The sequence below is a fragment of the Corynebacterium sp. c8Ua_99 genome, from assembly GCF_039907185.1.
Classification (GTDB): domain Bacteria; phylum Actinomycetota; class Actinomycetes; order Mycobacteriales; family Mycobacteriaceae; genus Corynebacterium; species Corynebacterium jeikeium_D.
In genome coordinates this window covers 23448-40898 of sequence record NZ_JASBOG010000009.1, presented here as the reverse complement: position 1 = coordinate 40898, position 17451 = coordinate 23448, and the positions used below count along the sequence as shown (strand labels likewise).

General features: G+C 59.7%; 16 protein-coding genes. 4 read left to right on the top strand and 12 right to left on the bottom strand.

Going from position 1 to position 17451, the window contains the following annotated elements; translation table 11 throughout:
* Window positions 1-36: 36 nt before the first annotated feature.
* A complete protein-coding gene (locus QKE19_RS06670; protein WP_172954599.1) occupies window positions 37-396 on the top strand; it encodes a hydrogenase maturation nickel metallochaperone HypA in 360 nt (119 codons plus the stop codon).
* Here the strand turns inward: QKE19_RS06670 and QKE19_RS06665 are convergent.
* The 6 genes from QKE19_RS06665 to QKE19_RS06640 form a co-directional block, all read right to left on the bottom strand.
* On the bottom strand, window positions 393-1031 hold the full coding sequence (locus QKE19_RS06665; protein WP_016422188.1) for a hydrogenase maturation protease: 639 nt from the start codon (window positions 1029-1031) through the stop codon (window positions 393-395). The two genes, QKE19_RS06670 and QKE19_RS06665, sit on opposite strands and share 4 nt — an antisense overlap.
* 7 nt (window positions 1032-1038) lie before the next feature.
* Window positions 1039-2307: a Ni/Fe-hydrogenase, b-type cytochrome subunit gene (gene cybH / locus QKE19_RS06660; RefSeq protein ID WP_016422187.1), complete on the bottom strand. Its 1269-nt coding sequence runs from the start codon at window positions 2305-2307 to the stop codon at window positions 1039-1041.
* Window positions 2304-4052, bottom strand: coding sequence for a nickel-dependent hydrogenase large subunit (locus QKE19_RS06655; protein WP_049193295.1), 1749 nt, complete (start codon window positions 4050-4052; stop codon window positions 2304-2306). Before QKE19_RS06655 ends, cybH begins: the two co-directional genes overlap by 4 nt.
* A gap of 13 nt (window positions 4053-4065) precedes the next feature.
* Window positions 4066-5304 (bottom strand): hydrogenase small subunit, encoded by a 1239-nt coding sequence (locus QKE19_RS06650; protein WP_016422185.1) that lies wholly within the window; start codon window positions 5302-5304, stop codon window positions 4066-4068.
* A 332-nt stretch (window positions 5305-5636) separates the two neighbouring features.
* On the bottom strand, window positions 5637-6455 hold the full coding sequence (gene hypB, locus QKE19_RS06645) for a hydrogenase nickel incorporation protein HypB (RefSeq protein WP_049193294.1): 819 nt from the start codon (window positions 6453-6455) through the stop codon (window positions 5637-5639).
* A gap of 16 nt (window positions 6456-6471) precedes the next feature.
* Window positions 6472-6789, bottom strand: coding sequence for a hydrogenase maturation nickel metallochaperone HypA (locus QKE19_RS06640; RefSeq protein ID WP_081636710.1), 318 nt, complete (start codon window positions 6787-6789; stop codon window positions 6472-6474).
* 76 nt (window positions 6790-6865) lie between these two features.
* Between QKE19_RS06640 and QKE19_RS06635 the strand changes: the two genes are divergently transcribed.
* Window positions 6866-9274 carry a carbamoyltransferase HypF gene (locus QKE19_RS06635; protein WP_347890659.1) on the top strand — a complete coding sequence of 803 codons (2409 nt, stop codon included), beginning with the start codon at window positions 6866-6868 and terminating at the stop codon, window positions 9272-9274.
* Here QKE19_RS06635 and hypE read toward each other — a convergent pair.
* Window positions 9271-10413 carry a hydrogenase expression/formation protein HypE gene (hypE, locus tag QKE19_RS06630; RefSeq protein ID WP_049172775.1) on the bottom strand — a complete coding sequence of 381 codons (1143 nt, stop codon included), beginning with the start codon at window positions 10411-10413 and terminating at the stop codon, window positions 9271-9273. The genes QKE19_RS06635 and hypE overlap by 4 nt on opposite strands.
* 123 nt (window positions 10414-10536) lie before the next feature.
* On the opposite strand from hypE, the gene QKE19_RS06625 reads away from it, so the two are divergent.
* Together QKE19_RS06625 and hypD are read left to right on the top strand one after the other, a co-directional pair.
* Window positions 10537-10806: a HypC/HybG/HupF family hydrogenase formation chaperone gene (locus QKE19_RS06625; protein ID WP_049172773.1), complete on the top strand. Its 270-nt coding sequence runs from the start codon at window positions 10537-10539 to the stop codon at window positions 10804-10806.
* A gap of 16 nt (window positions 10807-10822) precedes the next feature.
* The gene (gene hypD, locus QKE19_RS06620) at window positions 10823-11974 is read left to right on the top strand and encodes a hydrogenase formation protein HypD (RefSeq protein ID WP_049172770.1); all 1152 of its coding nucleotides are present in this window, start codon (window positions 10823-10825) and stop codon (window positions 11972-11974) included.
* On the opposite strand, the gene QKE19_RS06615 is transcribed toward hypD, so the two are convergent.
* From QKE19_RS06615 to QKE19_RS06595, 5 genes are all read right to left on the bottom strand, one after another.
* Complete coding sequence (locus tag QKE19_RS06615) at window positions 11975-12838, bottom strand: CoA ester lyase (RefSeq protein ID WP_016422177.1); 864 nt, start codon at window positions 12836-12838, stop codon at window positions 11975-11977. It lies immediately after the preceding gene.
* Between the two features lie 133 nt (window positions 12839-12971).
* Window positions 12972-14180 (bottom strand): acetyl-CoA C-acetyltransferase, encoded by a 1209-nt coding sequence (locus QKE19_RS06610; protein ID WP_347890658.1) that lies wholly within the window; start codon window positions 14178-14180, stop codon window positions 12972-12974.
* Between the two features lie 58 nt (window positions 14181-14238).
* Window positions 14239-14907, bottom strand: a complete 669-nt coding sequence (locus QKE19_RS06605; RefSeq protein ID WP_005509864.1) for a CoA transferase subunit B — start codon at window positions 14905-14907, stop codon at window positions 14239-14241.
* The gene (locus QKE19_RS06600; protein WP_016422175.1) at window positions 14908-15660 is read right to left on the bottom strand and encodes a CoA transferase subunit A; all 753 of its coding nucleotides are present in this window, start codon (window positions 15658-15660) and stop codon (window positions 14908-14910) included.
* A gap of 4 nt (window positions 15661-15664) precedes the next feature.
* The gene (locus tag QKE19_RS06595) at window positions 15665-17419 is read right to left on the bottom strand and encodes an AMP-binding protein (RefSeq protein ID WP_070601221.1); all 1755 of its coding nucleotides are present in this window, start codon (window positions 17417-17419) and stop codon (window positions 15665-15667) included.
* Window positions 17420-17451: the final 32 nt, after the last annotated feature.

Genomic DNA, 17451 nt, shown 5'->3' with positions numbered 1-17451 from the left:
CGCCTGCGCCTCCTTCGCGCTGAGTACTTCGCCATAATGGTATCTGTGCATGAGCTTGGATTGTTGACCAGCGTGGTGGAAAAGATTGCCGAGGTCTGCCCGGGACGTACCGTGACAAAGGTGTCAATGCGTGTGGGCGACCGCTCCGGGGTCGTCTACGATTCCCTCATCGCCGCATGGCCTGTGGCCAGTGCCGCGACGCAGTGTGAGGGCGCCGAGTTAGATGCCGAGCTCATTGTCTCGACGGTCTACTGCCCCACCTGCGAGGCTGAGCATGAAATTGATGAATTCTATGCTCTAACCTGCCCTGTCTGCGGCACCCCAACTGCGGATTTGCGGCACGGCCGCGAGTTTGAAATCTCCAGTATTGAGGTCAGCGCTGAGGGCGAGGGTTAGACGTCACTGGCGCGCTCGTCGGCAAGCCAGCTGTCGATGAGCTCGCGCGCAACCTCAGTCGCCTCCTCAATGCCGCCAAGTGCCGTGTTGCTGAGCCCCACCACCATGTCGGCAGACTCGTAGACCACTCCCACCACACCGACGCGCTCAGGCTCCTGCCCCAGCAGTCGCGCCGCGGTGAGCAAATCCAGCAAGCCGACCTGATGCGCGGACAGCTTTGCCGCCAATAGTCTAGGGATCTGGTCACCGACGAGCTTGACGACGGTACCGGGATCCCCCGGACCAGCGAGAGCGTCGAGCAACAATAGGTTCTTGGCCTCCTGCACGATGGGCAGCAACTCCATACCGCAGGTGCCACCATCGATGTAGGCAACCGCACCCGTCCATTCGTCCCCTCGCCCGGCGAGGTTCGCAGGATCATCGAGGTTGGAGGGCGACCAGACCAGATGCGCAGAATCCCCGGCCTGCGTTGTCTGCCCCATGCCTGCAGATTCCAGTTCTGGGGCAAGGCGCCTCAGCAGCTCGAGACCAATGCCGTCGTCGCCCATGACGGGGTTGCCGATGCCAAGAACCGTCACCAACGGAGTGCCAGCATCAGCACCGGTGACTGCGTCGGACACCTTATCGTTACCCAATGATCTCCTATCCAATGCGTGGAGAGTCAACCGGTTGCGTGCCGCGCGGTAGCCAGACAGAGCCACCAATCATCGAGGACAGACCACCGTGGTTGTGTACCGCATCAGAGCGGATAACCAGGTAGACGTGAATGATGGCGAAGAGCCAAATCAGGTACATGATGATTGTGTGAATCAGGCGGAAGTAGCCGATGCCAATCCAGTGCGTGGGCATAGCCAACAGCTGGAAGAACCAGTTGGACTGGTCCATCATCGCGTATAGCGACAAACCTGTGAGCATCTGGATGAAACACATCGCGTAAATGCCGGTGTACGCCAGCTGCTGCAGCGGATTGTGTGCGAAGTAGAACGGCCCTTCCTTGCGCAGGAAGAGGTAGTACTGCATCGTGTGCCAGAGGTCTTTAACATCCTGCTTGTTATAAATCGGCCATAGCGCACGCCATCGTGTTTGTCGGTCGTGGGTAACAAACAGCAGAATGACACGCCATAGCCCCACCGCGATCCATAGGAATCCGGCTAAGAAGTGCGCGAAACGGACATATCCCATCGCGAATCCCGCGGCCGAGCCGTCATAGGTGCGCTCAGTCAAATAGGGCTGCATGATGTACCAGCCAGTAAAGGTCATCACCAACATCAGCGCCAGGTTCAACCAATGTTGAACGCGCAGCGCCCATCCCCACAGGTGAACCTCGACCCACGAACCGGAGCCCTTCTTGTTCTCCGCAATGGCCTCGTCGAGTTTCCGCAGCCCCATTGCCACGAATCCTTCGAAGATGAACTCTCCGATGATATTTCCGTCTTTGTCAATGGGCGCAAGCGCGACGCCCATGCTGCGGTGCCCGCGACCATGATGCATGTTCGCGTTACGACGAAGTAGAACGCCTTCCTCACGGGACATCGTGGATGCCTCAACGACCGCATTCAATTCACCGCGCATGATGGCGACATCGACCGTTTGATCCGCAATGTTGAGGCCGTGCACCTTGGCAATGGAGTAACGGCGGTCAGGCGTCGCCGGGTCGTAGGAATCCGGGGTCAGTTTCATCAGTGGCGTGCCGTCGAGGTGGAAAAGATCGTCACGACGACGACGCAAGCTGACCTTTAGCGCAAGGTCGACAGGATCGCGGGAGTCGTCCGGGACAATTGCTGCGGCCTGAATGACCTCGGATGGCGACAACCAGTGGCTGGTGTGTGCGTCAATAACCGCAATAACCAGGGGGTTGCCCTTGGAATCTTTTAGTCGCAGTTCCGGATTTTCACTCACTGGGGGTGTCATGCCGTCGTCACCTTAAACATTTCCTGACCAGCCGGATCCAAAATGTGGACTGCGCAGGCCATACATGGATCGAAGGAATGAATCGTGCGAAGTGGTTCAAGCGGCTGCTCGGGATCAACCAGCGGATGTGTGCCATCGCCAGCCAGCGCGTGCTCGTATGGGCCAAGCTGCCCCTTCGAGTCACGGCCACCGGCCAGCCACGTGGTGGGAACCACGGCTTGGTAGTTGGTCACCTTGCCATTTTCAATTTTGACCCAGTGGCTGAGCATGCCACGAGCGACCTCGAGGAAGCCCACGCCCTGGCACTTTTCCGGCCACGTGGTCGGCTCCCAACGGCTGTTGTCGAAGACATCGATGTCGCCGTTCTTCAGGGCCTCAACGAACTCCGGGAAAATGTGATCTGCCAAGTAATTGGCGGTGGTCACAGACTCCACAGCACGTGCGTAGGTGCGTCCCGCAGTGGAGTTCATCTGCTCAATGCGCAGGTCGAGCTTATCCATGACCTCGTCGACCAGGCGCATTGTCTCCGGCTCCTTCTGCAGGTATGCCAACAGCACACGAGCAACCGGGCCAACTTGAACAGCGCGACCGTCGTAACGCGGCGCCTTCGACCAGGTGTACTTTTCATTGTCCGACAACCACTCGTACGGCGGCTTCGGGCCGGTGTAGTTCACAGTTGTTTCGCCGTCATACGGCTTGAGGCCGACATCATCGCCGGCTTCCTGCGTATACCAGGCGGAGTTGATGAATTCCTCGATCTTTTCCGGCTGGAATGGGTGGAGCTTGGTGTAGTCACCGTCGAGAATGACACCGGGCTTGATGTCTGGATGCACGGTCTGGACACGGGACTTAGCCGGGTCGCCGGAGTAAGTGGCGCCGGCCATGCCTACCGCCAGGAAGCTGTCGGAGGAGCGACCGATGTCGAAGTAGTCCTTGTAAACGCTCATGATGGCGACTGCATCTGGGTAGAAGCAGTCATTGACGAACTCCACAATCTCGTCGATCCAGGACTTGATCTGATCAATGCCGACTTGGTTGACCGTCTCAGAGCGTTCCGGGTCGATGGAGCACGCCATGCCTCCGACCAGGAAGTTCGGGTGTGGATTCTTACCGCCGAAGACGGTGTTAATGCGGATGATAGAGCGCTGGAAAGCCAAGGCGTCGAGGTAGTGCGACACTGCCATCAGGTTGGCCTCAGGCGGCAAGCGGTAGTCCTCATGTCCCCAGTAGCCGCCGGTGAAGATGGACAGCTGGCCGGAGTCCACAATGCCCTGCACGGTCTCCTTGACCCGGGCGAAGGTTTCTTCGTTGTTGCCCTTCCACGTCGAGCCGATCGACTGCGCGAACTCAACGGTCTTCTTCGGATCTGCCTCGAGAGCCTTCGTGACATCAATCCAGTCCAGACCGTGAAGATGGTAGAAGTGCACGACGTGGTCGTGAATCTCCTGCGAGCCAATCACCAGGTCGCGAATACGACGTGCCTGCGGGGGCGGTGTCGAGCCAATGGCATCTTCGACAGCGGCAATGGACGCCACCGAGTGAGTACCCGTGCACACACCACAGATACGACCAACGAATGCCCAGACATCGCGAGGATCGCGGTTTTTCACAATGGTTTCGATACCGCGGAACTGAGTAGTCTCACTCCACGCGGTTTTGATCTGGTCTCCCTCGCGTTCCAGCTCAATGCGAAGGTGTCCCTCGATTCGGGTAATCGGGTCGATTACAACTTTTTCCGTAGCCATGTCCTATGCCCCCTTAGTTGTCCTTCGAATCGGATGCTGTCTCGCTCTGCGTGCCTGGTGCGTTTGAAGGAAGGTCGACCATCGGTGGCTTCCGGCCTTCCACACCACCAAACGCAGCCAACACCTTTTCTTCGCCGTTGGAGCGCCTTATCTTCAGTTCCTTCACCAGTGTGAGTCCGCCATGGACCGCGGCACCTGCGGCAGTGGCAGCCAGCAGTCCAACGCCGACCGTGTTCACGCTGGACTCCACTCCAATACCCGGGATTCCCGGCAGCTTGTCGTAGAACGGAGTGAACTGGTCGAAGAAGTCCTTCTCAGTACAGCCAATACATGGGTGACCAGCACCAATTGGCCAACCGGACTTAAGGTTCCACTGCACGATTGGGCATGGGCTAAACGTGGATGGCCCCTTACAGCCGACCTCGTAAAGGCACCAGCCGTTTCGTGCGCCTTCGTCGTCGAAGGTTTTCACGAACTGACCGGCATCGTAATGCGCACGACGCGGGCAGGAGTCGTGAATACGCTGGTCATAGGCAAACTTTGGCCGCCCCTCAGCGTCGACCTCCGGTGTCTTGCCATAAGTGAGTACGTACGTCAGGGTGGCCGTAATCACCTCACCAATCGGCGGACAACCAGAGACGTTAATCACCGGCTTGTCCTTGATAATCTCATCGACACCCTTGGCACCGGTCGGATTCGGCTTAGCAGCCTGGACAGAACCCCAGACTGCGCAGGCACCAACGGCCAGGATTGCCGTGGCCTTCTCAGCGGCCTCGAGCAGCACCTGTTCTGCCGACTTACCGCCAATGGTGCAGTACGCACCGTTCTCGCCGGTCGGAATCGAGCCATTGACCACCAGAATGTGATCCTCGGCATTCATGTCGTCCAAAGCCTTTTCAGCCGCATGCCCGGACGGTGCCATGAGCAGCTCGTTGTAGTCCATCGAAACCAGGTTCAGCACCACATCTTCAGCAGTGGTGCCTCCGGAACGCAATACGGATTCCATACATCCGGTACATTCCTGCAACTGCAGCCAAGCCACCTTCGGCTTCTTTACAGCCGAGAGCTTATCTGCGATTTCCTCCGCCGAGGGAGTCAGTGACTGCGCCGCAGCCTCACCGACATTCGGAGTTCCGGCGGCAAAAATTGCCGCCATAGTGCCACAAAACTTCATGAAACTGCGCCGTGAGACACCAGCTCTAGCGAGGTTTTCGCCGAGGGTCCCTTCCTGCCAATTCGCGCCACTAATCATTTTTTCGCTGCGCCTTCTGCTTAGTTATTAGGAATATTGGTTTCGAGGTTTTACAACTACCAAGGCCCATTGCCTATACATGGCCAAGTATAGCGACCTAAGAACAACCTGAATAATGGTGCTGCGCTGCGGTTATAACAAAATAATATGCAAGATAAATGTTGCGTAAATATAGCTCCAGGTACAGGTAGTGAACGTGAAAAACCGCCGCAGATTACAGCGGGATATCACCTATCCCCCACTAAGGTGGAGCGAAGCGAGGGGGGGGTAACGGGGCCGTCGTCAAGCATGCCGTGACGCCCCCATTGCTTCACGACGGCCCCGGCGCGCGCTTAATCAACCAGCGCAGGGTTGACCCAACGGAGCCATTCGTCGATGCCCTCCCCGGTCTTAGCGGAGACCTCAATCACCTTCACGCCTGGATTGACCTTTTCCAGGTTGGCGCGGAAGAGCTCCATGTCGAAGTCAAGGTACGGGGCAAGGTCCATCTTGTTGATAACCACCACCTGTACAGAGCGGAACATCACCGGGTACTTGACCGGCTTATCCTCCCCCTCGGTGATGGAGTAGACCATTGCCTTGCGAGTCTCACCGACCTCAAACTCAGCCGGACAGACAAGGTTTCCCACATTTTCAATCATGACCAGGTCAAGCGTGGACAGATCCAGCCCCTCGAGCGCGCGGGAGACCATCGGGGCGTCCAAGTGGCATTCACCACCGAATCCGTTGCCCGTGTTCAGCAGCGAAATCTGTGCCCCATAACCCTCCAGGCGGTCGGCATCGAGAGCCGTCTCAATATCGCCCTCGATAATGCCGACGCGCAGCTTTCCCTGCGCAGCCGCCAGTGTCTTCTCCAACAGCGCAGTCTTGCCTGAACCCGGGGAGCTCATCAGGTTGATGGCTTCCACGCCATGCTCAGCAAGCAGCTCGCGATTATGCTCCGCGCGGTGGTCGTTCTCGCTGAAGATGTCCTCGAGGATGGTCACGCGTTCCACGCCGGTTTCATAACCCGAGTGGTCGCCGTGGCTAGTGTCATCGGGATCGGCGAGATGAACGTGGTCATGGCCGTGATGGTGGTCATGGTCGTGGTCATGATGATGGTGGTGATGGTGGTGTGCGTCATCGCCGTCATGCCGGTGGAAACGTCCCATGATAAAACCGTCTTTCCTACTTGTGCGTGTCGACGTCGATGTCGACGATTGTGAACTCTTCCCCCGAGATTACGCGTCCCGGCTTTCCACACGTGGGGCACAGCAGGCCGTCGAGTGGCCCCACCTGTTCGCGATGCCCGTGCGCGCATTCGACAACCGCAGGTACCCAGTCAATATCCAATTTCGCGTCCCCCAAACCGGTATCGCGACTGACGAAATCCCACGCGTATGAAAGGGTTTCTGGCACAACCTGCCGTAGAGCGCCTATCCGCAGGTGCACAGTGCGTACAGTTCGACCTTCGGCTGCTCTCGTGACAACCTTCGCTAACTGCATGCTCAACGCTACTTCGTGCACAATCTCCAAACTAGCAGTGCGAACGGACCCGAGCCGCTTACGTAAAGTTGAATGCATGGAAAAGGCAGGCGCGACCGGGGCGGGGATGGGTACGAGCATTCAACGCATTCGCTGGCGTATCGAAGGTATCGTCCAGGGGGTCGGATTCCGCCCTTTTGTCGCCACCATCGCCCGGCGCGCGGGTCTCGTCGGCTTCTGTGGCAACGATGAGCAGGGCGTATTCATCGAGGTAGAAGGCACGTCGGACGCCCTCGCTGCCTTCCGCAGCCAGCTTTTCACCGAACTGCCGGCGCTTGCCCGCATCATCAATCACTCCGCCGAGCACATCGCGACACTGGGCCATGAGCGCGAGTTCACCATCGTGCCCTCTCGCCACAGCTACTCCGGCCGCGCACTGCTTCCGCCCGACACTGCACTGTGCCCGGACTGCCGCCGTGAGTTTTTCGACCCTACCAACCCGCGCTACCTCTACCCTTTCATCTCCTGCACCAACTGCGGACCGCGCCTGTCCATCATCACTGAACTGCCCTACGACCGCCCGCGCACCACTATGGCGGCCTTTCCGATGTGCACCCCGTGCGAGCGCGAGTACACCGACCCCACCGACCGCCGCTATCACGCTCAGCCAATCAGCTGCTTCGACTGTGGCCCGCGTCTGAGCTGGCACGATGCAGGCGGCACCACCACCGCCACCTCCCGCGAGGAGGTTCTCGCGCTCTTTCGTCGCGCACACGCACTGCTTGACGACGGCGCCCTGCTCGCCGTCAAAGGTATTGGTGGTTTTCACCTGGTCTGCGATGCCACCAATGACGCTGCCTGCGAGAAACTACGGATGCGCAAACGTCGACCCGACAAACCGTTGGCGGTAATGGCCCCCACTGTTGACACTGCTGCCCAACTGGTTGAGTTAACTGAGCAGGAGAAGCGTTTCCTCGACTCCCCTGAGGCACCGATTGTGATTGCACCGAAGCAGCGGTCGGGGCCGCTTTCCAATCTCATCGCACCGGGCCTCGACAGCTTCGGGATTATGCTTCCGTACTCAGGCATTCACCTGCTGCTTTGCGATCGCCCGCTCGTGGTCACCAGCGGCAACCTCAGTGGCGAGCCCGTGTGTACCGACAATGTCGATGCGCTGAAGAAACTCGGTCACATCGCCGACGCTTTCATCCTCCACGACCGCGAAATCCACGTACCCGTTGAAGATTCGGTTTTCATCGGCACCGCCCCATCACGCCGGTCCCGCGGCTTCGCTCCCGTCCCCGTTTCAATCACGCCCACCGATTCTCGTAGCCACACTGGCCCTGGCCCTGGCACTGACACTGGCCCTGGCACCAGCGCCCGGAACACGTCCCAACCCACCATTTTCGCGACCGGCGGAGAGCTGAAGAACACTTTCGCTATCGCGCATGGGGACCTCGCTCACGTCTCCGCGCACATTGGCGACATGGGTTCGTGGGCCAGCCAGAAGGCCTACCAGAGAGCAGTTGACCAGCTCCTTTCCATGCGCGATGCGACCCCGGATCTTGTCGTCTGCGATCTTCATCCGGGCTACGCCACTACCGCCTTCGCCGAACGCTTCGCCGCCGAGCACGACATCGAACTCCTCGCAGTTCAGCACCACTTCGCACACGCGCTCTCCCTACTCGCGGAGCACCGTCTCCTCTCCCCCAATGCGGGTCGCGCCGTCGTCGCCACCCTCGACGGCACCGGCTACGGCACTGATGGCACCATCTGGGGCGGCGAGATCCTCACGCTCAGTCGCAGTTCCGCAAACTGGGAACGCACCTGGCACTGCCCCACTTTCCCGTTGGTCGGCGGAGATCGCGCCGTCACACACCCGTGGCGGCTCGCCCTCGGTCTCACTCACGCATGGGAGCTTAACGACGACCACCTTGTGCGCAACCTCTCCAACGAGCGCGAAGTAGCCCTGGTTAAAAGCCAGTTGGCGACGGGAGTTGGCACAGTGCAAACTTCATCTCTCGGCCGCATATTCGATGCCGCCGCAGCACTGCTGCTTCCTCGCTGGCGCGGTGGCGGAGCCATCAGCTACGAGGCGCAAGCGGCCATGGTGTTGGAGGCAGCGGCGACTCGCTACGTGAGGTCACATGCGGAAGCGCTTGGAGCGGTCAGTTCAGAGACCAAGCCAGTGCCCTTCCAGGACGTCATTCGGGAAGCGGTAGCTTCGCCTGACGCTGAGCAGGCCGCATTTGTGTTTCACGGTGGGGTCGCGGGTGTCGTCGGCAAGCGATTGGTGCAGGCTGCGGAGGAAGCCGGCACCGATGTTGTCGGCGTCAGCGGGGGTTGCGCGAATAATGCGCTGTTGATGGAGCTGCTGCGGCGCGAAGTTGCAGCTGAGGGCATTACTCTGTTGCAGCATCAAATTGTGCCGCCGGGCGATGGCGGATTGAGTCTTGGTCAGGCGGTGGCCGGCCGCCTGCTGGCGGCAACGGGCATGGATGTCTAGCAGATGCGCGGCAGCGGGTCGCCGACCAACATGTCCACCATGCGGGTGCCACCGAATCCGGTGACCAGTACCACGGAAGCGGCGGGCTCGTCCTCGATGGAGCCGATATCACAAGCCTCGGAAGCCCCGGCTGCGTGGAGCGCACTGAGCGCTGCCTCGGATTGCCCGGCGGGGACAACGGCGACGAAGGTGCCTTCATTGGCGACGTAGAGCGGATCTATGCCGAGCATGTCACAGGCGCCACGGGTCATTTCACGGACCGCAATGGAATCGTCGTCAAGTACGACACCAAGACCGGTGCCACGGGCGAGCTCGTTGGCGACCGTGCCGAGGCCGCCACGAGTGGCATCGCGCATCCAGCGAGTGCCGGGGGCAGCTTCAAGTAGTGCCTCGACCAGGCCGTTGACGGCACGGGTATCGGACTCGATAGGCGCGGCCAGAGCCAAGTCGCCGCGGGCGAGCATGACGGCCATGCCGTGATCGGCGATTGGACCGGAGACGAGGATGCGGTCTCCGGCCTCGATGTTTGCGTAGACAGATCCTTTCGTAGCGGCACCGGCGTAGTCGCCGCGGACCACGCCCATCCCGGCCGTGGTGATGTAGACCTGGTCACCTGCGCCCTTCGGCACAACCTTGGTGTCGCCGGCGACGATGCTCACCCCTGCGGCATCGGCAGCGACGCGCATACTCGCCACAATGCGGCGCAGAGTCGCAATCTCCAGCCCCTCTTCCAGAATGAACGATGCGGTCAGCGCCAGGGGCCTGGCTCCAGCTACCGCCAGATCGTTAATCGTGCCGTTGACGGCCAAATCCCCGATGTCGCCGCCCGGGAACTCGATGGGATTGACCACATAGGAGTCGGTGGACATTGCCAACCGCGCCCCACCATGTGCAGAAGCTGCCGCAGCCTCGACGACGGCTTCGGCAGCGAACAGCCCGGAGTCGCCACCCTGCCCTAAAATTTCATTGCCATAGGCGTCGAAAAAGACCTGTTCAACCAGAGCTGCGGAGGCCTTTCCACCGGAGCCGTGTTGCAAGGTGACGTAATCGTCGAGAAGCCTGAACGGACGTGCCCGAACGCGACCAATATTGGTGTTTACCTTGGCTTCGTTGGTGTTCAGACGATTCTTCGGCTGCATGCTCACTATCCCTAACTTCACAGCTGGTGGCGGACAAAACTGCTTGCGTCACTCGTCCTTCGAAAACGAGGTTCGCTGCCTCTGATGGTAGTCTCGATAAGTATTGCAAACGAGGAGAAGCGTATGTGTCTTGGTGTCCCTGCCGTCATCACAGAAGTCCACGATGCTGCCCGTGCAACAGTGGAAATTGGTGGCGTCGCACGCATGATTTCCACCGATTTACTTGTTGACGAGAACCTCACCGCCGGTGACTGGGTTCTCGTACATGTCGGTTTCGCCATGAGCAAGATCGACGAGGAAGAAGCCAGACTTTCGCTCCAGCAAATCAAACAGCTAGGCGGCGACACTTACGAGGATGAGCTGGAATCCTTCTCATCGTCACAGATCAACTGAGGGGCTGGACGGCACCATGAAATACGTTGACGAATTCCGCGACCCCGCCGCTGCGAAGAAGCTGCTCGCACGCATTGAACGCGAGGCCACCAAGCTGGAAAAGCCCATCGCGCTGATGGAAGTCTGTGGCGGGCACACGCACACCATTTACCGTTACGGCTTGGAAAACCTCCTACCCGAGAACATCGAGCTGATCCACGGGCCCGGCTGCCCCGTCTGCGTCATCCCCATGGGCCGCGTCGACGATGCCATTTGGCTGGCACAGCAAGAAGACGTCATTTTCACGACCTTCGGCGACATGATGCGTGTTCCGGGGTCCGAAACGTCGCTGATGCAGGCACGTGCGCGCGGCGCCAATGTGCGCTTTGTCTACTCGCCTCTCGACGCGCTGAAGATTGCCACCGATAACCCCGATAAGCAGGTCGTTTTCTTCGCCGTCGGGTTTGAGACAACCGCCCCGTCGACTGCCGTGACCGTTGAGGCCGCGCGCCGGCAGGGGGTGGAAAACTTCTCCGTATTTTCCAACCACGTACTCATCGAGCCGCCACTGCGCGCCATCGTCAACGGCGGCGAAACCAAGGTCGATGGTTTCATCGGCCCAGGTCACGTGGCTACAACCACCGGCACGGACGCCTTTGAGTTCCTGCCGCGCGAGTTTAATCTGCCAGTGGCGGTCACCGGTTTTGAGCCATTGGATGTGCTCCAGGCCGTCGTCATGCTGCTGGATCAATTCGTCAGCGGCGACGTTGCTGCCGGTAAGTCGCGGGTGGACAACCAGTACGCGCGCGTCGTTCGCTCCTCCGGCAACACCACCGCGCAGAAACTTATGGACCGCGTCTTTTCTCTCCGCGACACCTTCGAGTGGCGTGGCCTCGGCTGGATTGAAAACTCCGGCCTCGGCATCTCTGAGGAATACGCGGCATTCGACGCCGAGCGTCGTTTCCAGGTGCCGGGGCGCCGTATCCCAGATCCCGTGACCTGCGAATGCGGTTCTGTGCTCACCGGCCACATCAAGCCCTGGCAGTGCGCGGTCTTCGGCACTGCCTGCACCCCGGCGACCCCCATCGGCACCTGCATGGTCTCCCCCGAAGGCGCTTGTGCGGCGTACTACAACTTCGGCCGCATCGATCGGAAGGTCACCGAGAACCTGGCGAAATCTCGCCGCTAGTTACTCCGTAATTCCCGCTCGCGCGAGCGCTGCCACGGCTTGCTTTACGACGGGCGCGTCAATCATTTCACCATCGAGCTGGAAGGCGCCGGTATGCGTTCCAGCGTGCTTGACAATCTCCCGGGCGCGGGCCAGCGTTGCGTCCGACGGCTTGTATGCCTTACGCACCGGTGGCACCATCGCCGGGTGAATACAGGCAGTAGCCAGGAATCCGCACCCCACTGCGTCGAGTGCCTCGAGATACTGGCCACGCTCATCCCGGAAATCAGCGTGAATGGCATCAATGGCGGCAATGCCCGCTGCAGCTGCATGGACCTGAACAAGTGCTCGCGCCAGACGCTGCGGGTCTCGGTAGTGGCGACGTGGGTTTTCATCCACACTCTGCCGCGAGGACACCCCGCCGAGTTCGGCGGTCAGGTCTTCGGCACCCCAGAACAGACCCACAACGTCCGGGTGCGTGGCAATCTGCTGGATATTAATCATGGCCTGCGGGGTTTCAATCATCGCGATGATCTTCAACCCCTCGAGCTCTGCGGGGATGGAGTCTCGAATCTTGGGCACCATGACGATGTCGTAATCACATGCACGGGCAAAGGCGACATCCTCCGCGAAGGTCGGAGTCCCGGGACCGGTGATCCGAAGAATAGTCGTCTCCGGGTCGAGCGGATTGTTGATGATGTTCGCACGTGCCTGCTCGTGATTGTCAACGGCAGCGCCGTCTTCCAGGTCAATGATGACCATGTCCGATCGTTCAGCAGCTTTCTGGAAACGTTCCGGACGGTCAGCCGGGGCGAAGAGTAGCGCCGGGCCAGAGGGAAGCCAAGGGAAGGTCTGTTCACCATCGAGGGAGCTAAAGCCTGTCATAGCTCCTAACCTAATTGAAAACTCGAATCACCTTCGCGCAGGGGCTCCCCCAGGAGACAACAAAACCCGCGTTGTGGCATCCATAGAGTGGAAACCACAACGCGGGCTTGCTGAGTTTTTCAGCCTTTCGCGATTAGTCGCGGTACAGCAGCAGCGCATCGCCCTGACCGCCGCCACCGCACAGGGACACACCAGCGCGACCCGAACCGCGACGGTTCAGCTCCATCGCAGCGGTCAGAGTCAGGCGGGCACCAGAGCAGCCAATCGGATGGCCGAGGGCAATCGCGCCACCGTGGATGTTGGTCTTCTCCAGCGGGTAGTCCAGCTCACGCAGGGACTTGACGGCCACCGCACCAAATGCCTCGTTGATCTCGATGAAGTCGAGCTCCTGCGCGTCCCACTCAGCGCGACGCAGGGCCTCCTTCAAAGAGTCCGCAGGCTGAGCGTGCAGGGAGTTATCCGGACCTGCGGTCTGGCCAGCCTTGCCCACAACTGCGAGGTAGTCCAGTCCGTGCTTTTCTGCGTAAGCACGCGATGCCAGCACAACTGCTGCGGCACCGTCGGAAATCGGCGAGGAGTTACCGGCAGTGATGGTGCCGTTTTCCTTCAGGAAGACCGGGCGCAGCTTAGCCAGGGTCTCCACCGTGGTCTCCGGGCGAATGCCCTGGTCGGTGTCGACAACTACCGGGTCACCCTTGCGCTGCGGAATCTCGATTGGAGCGATTTCCTGCGCGAAAACACCGTCTTCCTGCGCCTTAGCCGCACGCTGGTGAGAAGCGGCCGCAACCTCGTCCTGCTGCTCGCGGCTAATGCCGAGGTCGCTGTTCGGACCGTCGGTAAGCGTACCCATGGACACACCATCGAAGGAGTCGACCAGACCGTCGCGCTCCAAGGTGTCCTCCAGCTTCAGCGCACCGAAGGACTTGCCCTGACGAACACCGCGTGCAACGTGCGGAGCGTGCGTCATGGACTCCTGACCACCTGCAACAACGACGTCTGCATCACCGAGACGAATCAAGCGAGCGGCGTGAATGACAGCGTTTAGGCCCGAGAGGCAGACCTTGTTAACGATCTCAGCAGTCGTATTCCATGGCAGACCCGCCTTAATGGCGACCTGTCGAGCCGGGTTCTGGCCAGCACCTGCGAGAATCACCTGGCCCAGAACGACGTGCTGAACCTCTTCCGGGGCAACACCGGAACGCTGGACAGCGTGCTTGACAGCATGAGCGCCAAGTTCGACGGAAGTAAGCGGTGCCAGCTGACCGAGCAGCTTGCCCTGCGGGGTGCGGGCACCAGCGAGGATAACGACATCATTCGGGCTGGGAGCTGGAAGGTTACTCATGGATGGATTCTCCTAAGTCAAAACTGATGAGTGTGGACTGACCATGATTGCTGCGTATTTAATTCTCGAGGTCAACCACGTATGCGGCTTCGGTGTTGGCCTCGATATCTGCCAGCGTCACCCCAGGTGCCAGCCTGCGTAGCACCAGGTGATCATCAGCGACATCGAAGCTTCCCAGGTTGCTAATAATCCTTTTCACTACTTTTGCACCTGTGAGGGGCAGTTCGCAGGCTTTTACCAATTTTGGTTTGCCATCTTTGGAAACATGATCGGTCAAAACCACCACTCGAGGGGTACCGGCGACCAAGTCCATCGCACCGCCCATGCCCTTGACCATCTTTCCCGGAATCATCCAATTGGCCAGGTCACCGCACTGGCTCACCTCCATCGCACCCAACACGGCCATTTTCACGGCACCGCCGCGAATCATGCCGAAACTGGTGGCGGAGTCGAAGATTGCCGCGCCCGGCACCAATGTCACGGTCTGCTTCCCCGCATTGATGAGGTCAGCATCCTCTTCGCCTTCATATGGGAAGGCACCCATTCCCAGAATTCCGTTTTCACTCTGCAGCAGAACGCGCACGCCTTCGGGAATATGGTTTGCCACCAGTGTCGGAATGCCGATACCCAGATTCACATAGTCGCCATCGCGCAGCTCTTCAGCGGCCTGCTGTGCCATCTCGTCACGGCTCCAGCCCTTGTCCATAATTGTCTTCGCAGGTGCCATTTAAATCTCCTCCCCTGCTGCCGCGTCACCGGCATCGTGGCTGGAATCGGTATTGCGTGGCCGAGTTGTGCGCTTTTCAATGAGCTTCTCGCGTCCGTCACCGCGAACGATGTGCTGGATATACACACCCGGAGTCATCACCAGATCCGGGTCGATCTCGCCGCGGCCAAGCAAGTACTCCACCTCTGCAACGGTCACCTTGCCGGATGCTGCGCACAGCGGGTTGAAGTTCTGCGCGGTCCGGCGATAGACAAGGTTGCCGTCAATATCGCCGTGGTAGGCGTGCACCAGGCCGATGTCGGCAACGATGCCACGCTCCTGCACGTAGGTCTGTCCGTCGAAGTCGGCGTGGGGCTTGCCCTCTGCAACGAGCGTGCCGACGCCGGTTGCGGTGTAGAACGCGGGAATACCTGCGCCACCTGCGCGAAGACGCTCTGCCAGAGTGCCCTGTGGGGTGAACTCCACCTCGATTTCTCCTTCGAGGTACTGGCGAGCAAACTCCTTGTTCTCGCCGACGTAGGAGGCCACTACCTTTGCCACCTGCTTGTTCTCCAGCAGAATGCCGAGCCCAGTACCGTCAATGCCCATGTTGTTGGACACGATGGTGAGGTCTTTTGCCCCGGAGTCGCGCACGCCCTCGATGAGGGTATATGGCACACCGCAAAGGCCGAAACCGCCGACTGCCAGGGTCATTCCATCAGTGACGAGGCCTGCGACAAGCTCGCGACCGGTCTGATCAGTTGTTTTTGACATTGTTCTACACCCAGCCCAGGATTCGCGGAGCCATCTCACGCATCTCAACCTTGCGAACCTTGCCCGACGCGGTCATCGGAAACTCCTCGACGACGTGGACGTAGCGCGGAATCTTGTGACGCGACAGCTTTCCGTGGGCAAAGGCCGCCACGTCCTCAGCGGTGAGGTCTTCCACATCGTCGTGCAGAATTACCCATGCCATGATTTCTTCGCCATACTTGTCATCCGGCACGCCGATGACCTGTGCATCGACAACAGCCGGGTGAGCGAACAGGAACTCTTCAATCTCGCGCGGGTAGATGTTCTCACCACCGCGGATGAGCATGTCCTTGATACGTCCGGTGATGGACAGGTAGCCCTCGTCGTCAAGCACACCCAAGTCGCCGGTGTGCATCCAGCCGTCGGCGTCGATGGCCTCGGCAGTCTTTTCCGGGTGCTCCCAGTACTCCTTCATCACGGAGTATCCACGGACGACGACCTCGCCCTGTTCACCTCGTGGTAGGGTCTCGCCGGTTTCTTCACAGATGATGCGGGCTTCCAGGTGCGGCATGATCTGCCCGACGGTGTTGACGCGCTTTTCCAGCGGGGAATCCGCGCGGGTCTGGAAGGACACCGGCGAAGTCTCGGTCATGCCGTAACAGATGGCAATCTCACGCATATTGAGCTTGTCCATCACATCACGCATGGTCTTCGACGGGCACGAGGTACCTGCCATCACACCTGTGCGCAGCAGCGACAGGTCGTAAGGGGAGCCGTATTCCTCCTGGTCGTGGGCTTCTTCAAGCTCATTGATGAACATCGTCGGCACGCCGTAGAGGCTGGTGGCCTTAGCCGAGTGCACAGCCTTGAGCGTTTCACGCGCCTTAAACGACGGAGCCGGAATGACAATAGCGGCACCGTGGGTGAAGGCAGCGAAGGTGCCAATCACCATGCCGAAGGTGTGGAAGAACGGCACCGGCACACAGATGCGGTCGGCCTCGGTGTAGCCCAACAGCTCACCGATGAAGTAACCATTGTTCAGCAGGTTGCGGTGCGTCAGCGTAGCGCCCTTGGGAAAGCCTGTCGTGCCCGAGGTGAACTGGATGTTGATCGGATCATCCGGCTTCAGCTGGGAGGTGTACTCGCTCAGGTCATCGATTTCGCTGTGCATGTGCTCGTACCACTCGGAGGAGCCGAAGTAGATGACCTTGTCCAGGCGCACACCGCGCTGCTTGGAGGCCTCGATCAGCATGGTTCGGTAATCGGAGTCCTTGTAGCGGCGGGCGGCAAACACCATACGCACACCTGCCTTTTCCAACACGTAGTTCAGCTCGTGCTGGCGGTAAGCCGGGTTGATGTTGACCAGCACCAGGCCGATGTGGTGGCAGGCGTACTGCACCACGGTCCACTCCCAGCGGTTGGTGGACCAAATGCCGATACGATCTCCTGGACGGTAGCCCTCACGGATGAAAGCGCTGGCCAGACGCAGAACTCGGTTGTAGAAACGCTCAAAGGTAAAGGAGACATCCGCGTAGACGTCAACGACGGCGTCGCGAGACGGGAATTTCTCCACAATCGCACGCAGGTTCTCACCGAGAGTCTCATCGCGAAGTGGAGCGGCACCTTGCTCGACACCGGCGCCGAACACGTGGCTCATCTTGTTGCCATCGGCATCGACAACATCCTTGCCGTATGGTGCCGGCACAGTGGTGAAGCCCTCCGGCAGCTTCGAAGGATCAGCAGTGCGCTGTTCTGCGTGGTTCTTCAATGTCGCGGTCATGGGGAGATCTCCTTGGTTTAAGTGACTCCGCA

Coding starts and splice junctions, on each gene's coding strand:
- cybH (WP_016422187.1), bottom strand. CDS start 2,307: ATGACACCCCCAGTGAGTGAAAATCCGGAACTGCGACTAAAAGATTCC.
- QKE19_RS06600 (WP_016422175.1), bottom strand. CDS start 15,660: ATGTCAAAAACAACTGATCAGACCGGTCGCGAGCTTGTCGCAGGCCTC.
- QKE19_RS06615 (WP_016422177.1), bottom strand. CDS start 12,838: ATGACAGGCTTTAGCTCCCTCGATGGTGAACAGACCTTCCCTTGGCTT.
- QKE19_RS06650 (WP_016422185.1), bottom strand. CDS start 5,304: ATGATTAGTGGCGCGAATTGGCAGGAAGGGACCCTCGGCGAAAACCTC.
- QKE19_RS06670 (WP_172954599.1), top strand. CDS start 37: ATGGTATCTGTGCATGAGCTTGGATTGTTGACCAGCGTGGTGGAAAAG.
- hypB (WP_049193294.1), bottom strand. CDS start 6,455: ATGGGACGTTTCCACCGGCATGACGGCGATGACGCACACCACCATCAC.
- QKE19_RS06655 (WP_049193295.1), bottom strand. CDS start 4,052: ATGGCTACGGAAAAAGTTGTAATCGACCCGATTACCCGAATCGAGGGA.
- QKE19_RS06640 (WP_081636710.1), bottom strand. CDS start 6,789: ATGCAGTTAGCGAAGGTTGTCACGAGAGCAGCCGAAGGTCGAACTGTA.
- QKE19_RS06605 (WP_005509864.1), bottom strand. CDS start 14,907: ATGGCACCTGCGAAGACAATTATGGACAAGGGCTGGAGCCGTGACGAG.
- QKE19_RS06610 (WP_347890658.1), bottom strand. CDS start 14,180: ATGAGTAACCTTCCAGCTCCCAGCCCGAATGATGTCGTTATCCTCGCT.
- hypE (WP_049172775.1), bottom strand. CDS start 10,413: ATGCAGCCGAAGAATCGTCTGAACACCAACGAAGCCAAGGTAAACACC.
- hypD (WP_049172770.1), top strand. CDS start 10,823: ATGAAATACGTTGACGAATTCCGCGACCCCGCCGCTGCGAAGAAGCTG.
- QKE19_RS06595 (WP_070601221.1), bottom strand. CDS start 17,419: ATGACCGCGACATTGAAGAACCACGCAGAACAGCGCACTGCTGATCCT.
- QKE19_RS06635 (WP_347890659.1), top strand. CDS start 6,866: ATGGAAAAGGCAGGCGCGACCGGGGCGGGGATGGGTACGAGCATTCAA.
- QKE19_RS06625 (WP_049172773.1), top strand. CDS start 10,537: ATGTGTCTTGGTGTCCCTGCCGTCATCACAGAAGTCCACGATGCTGCC.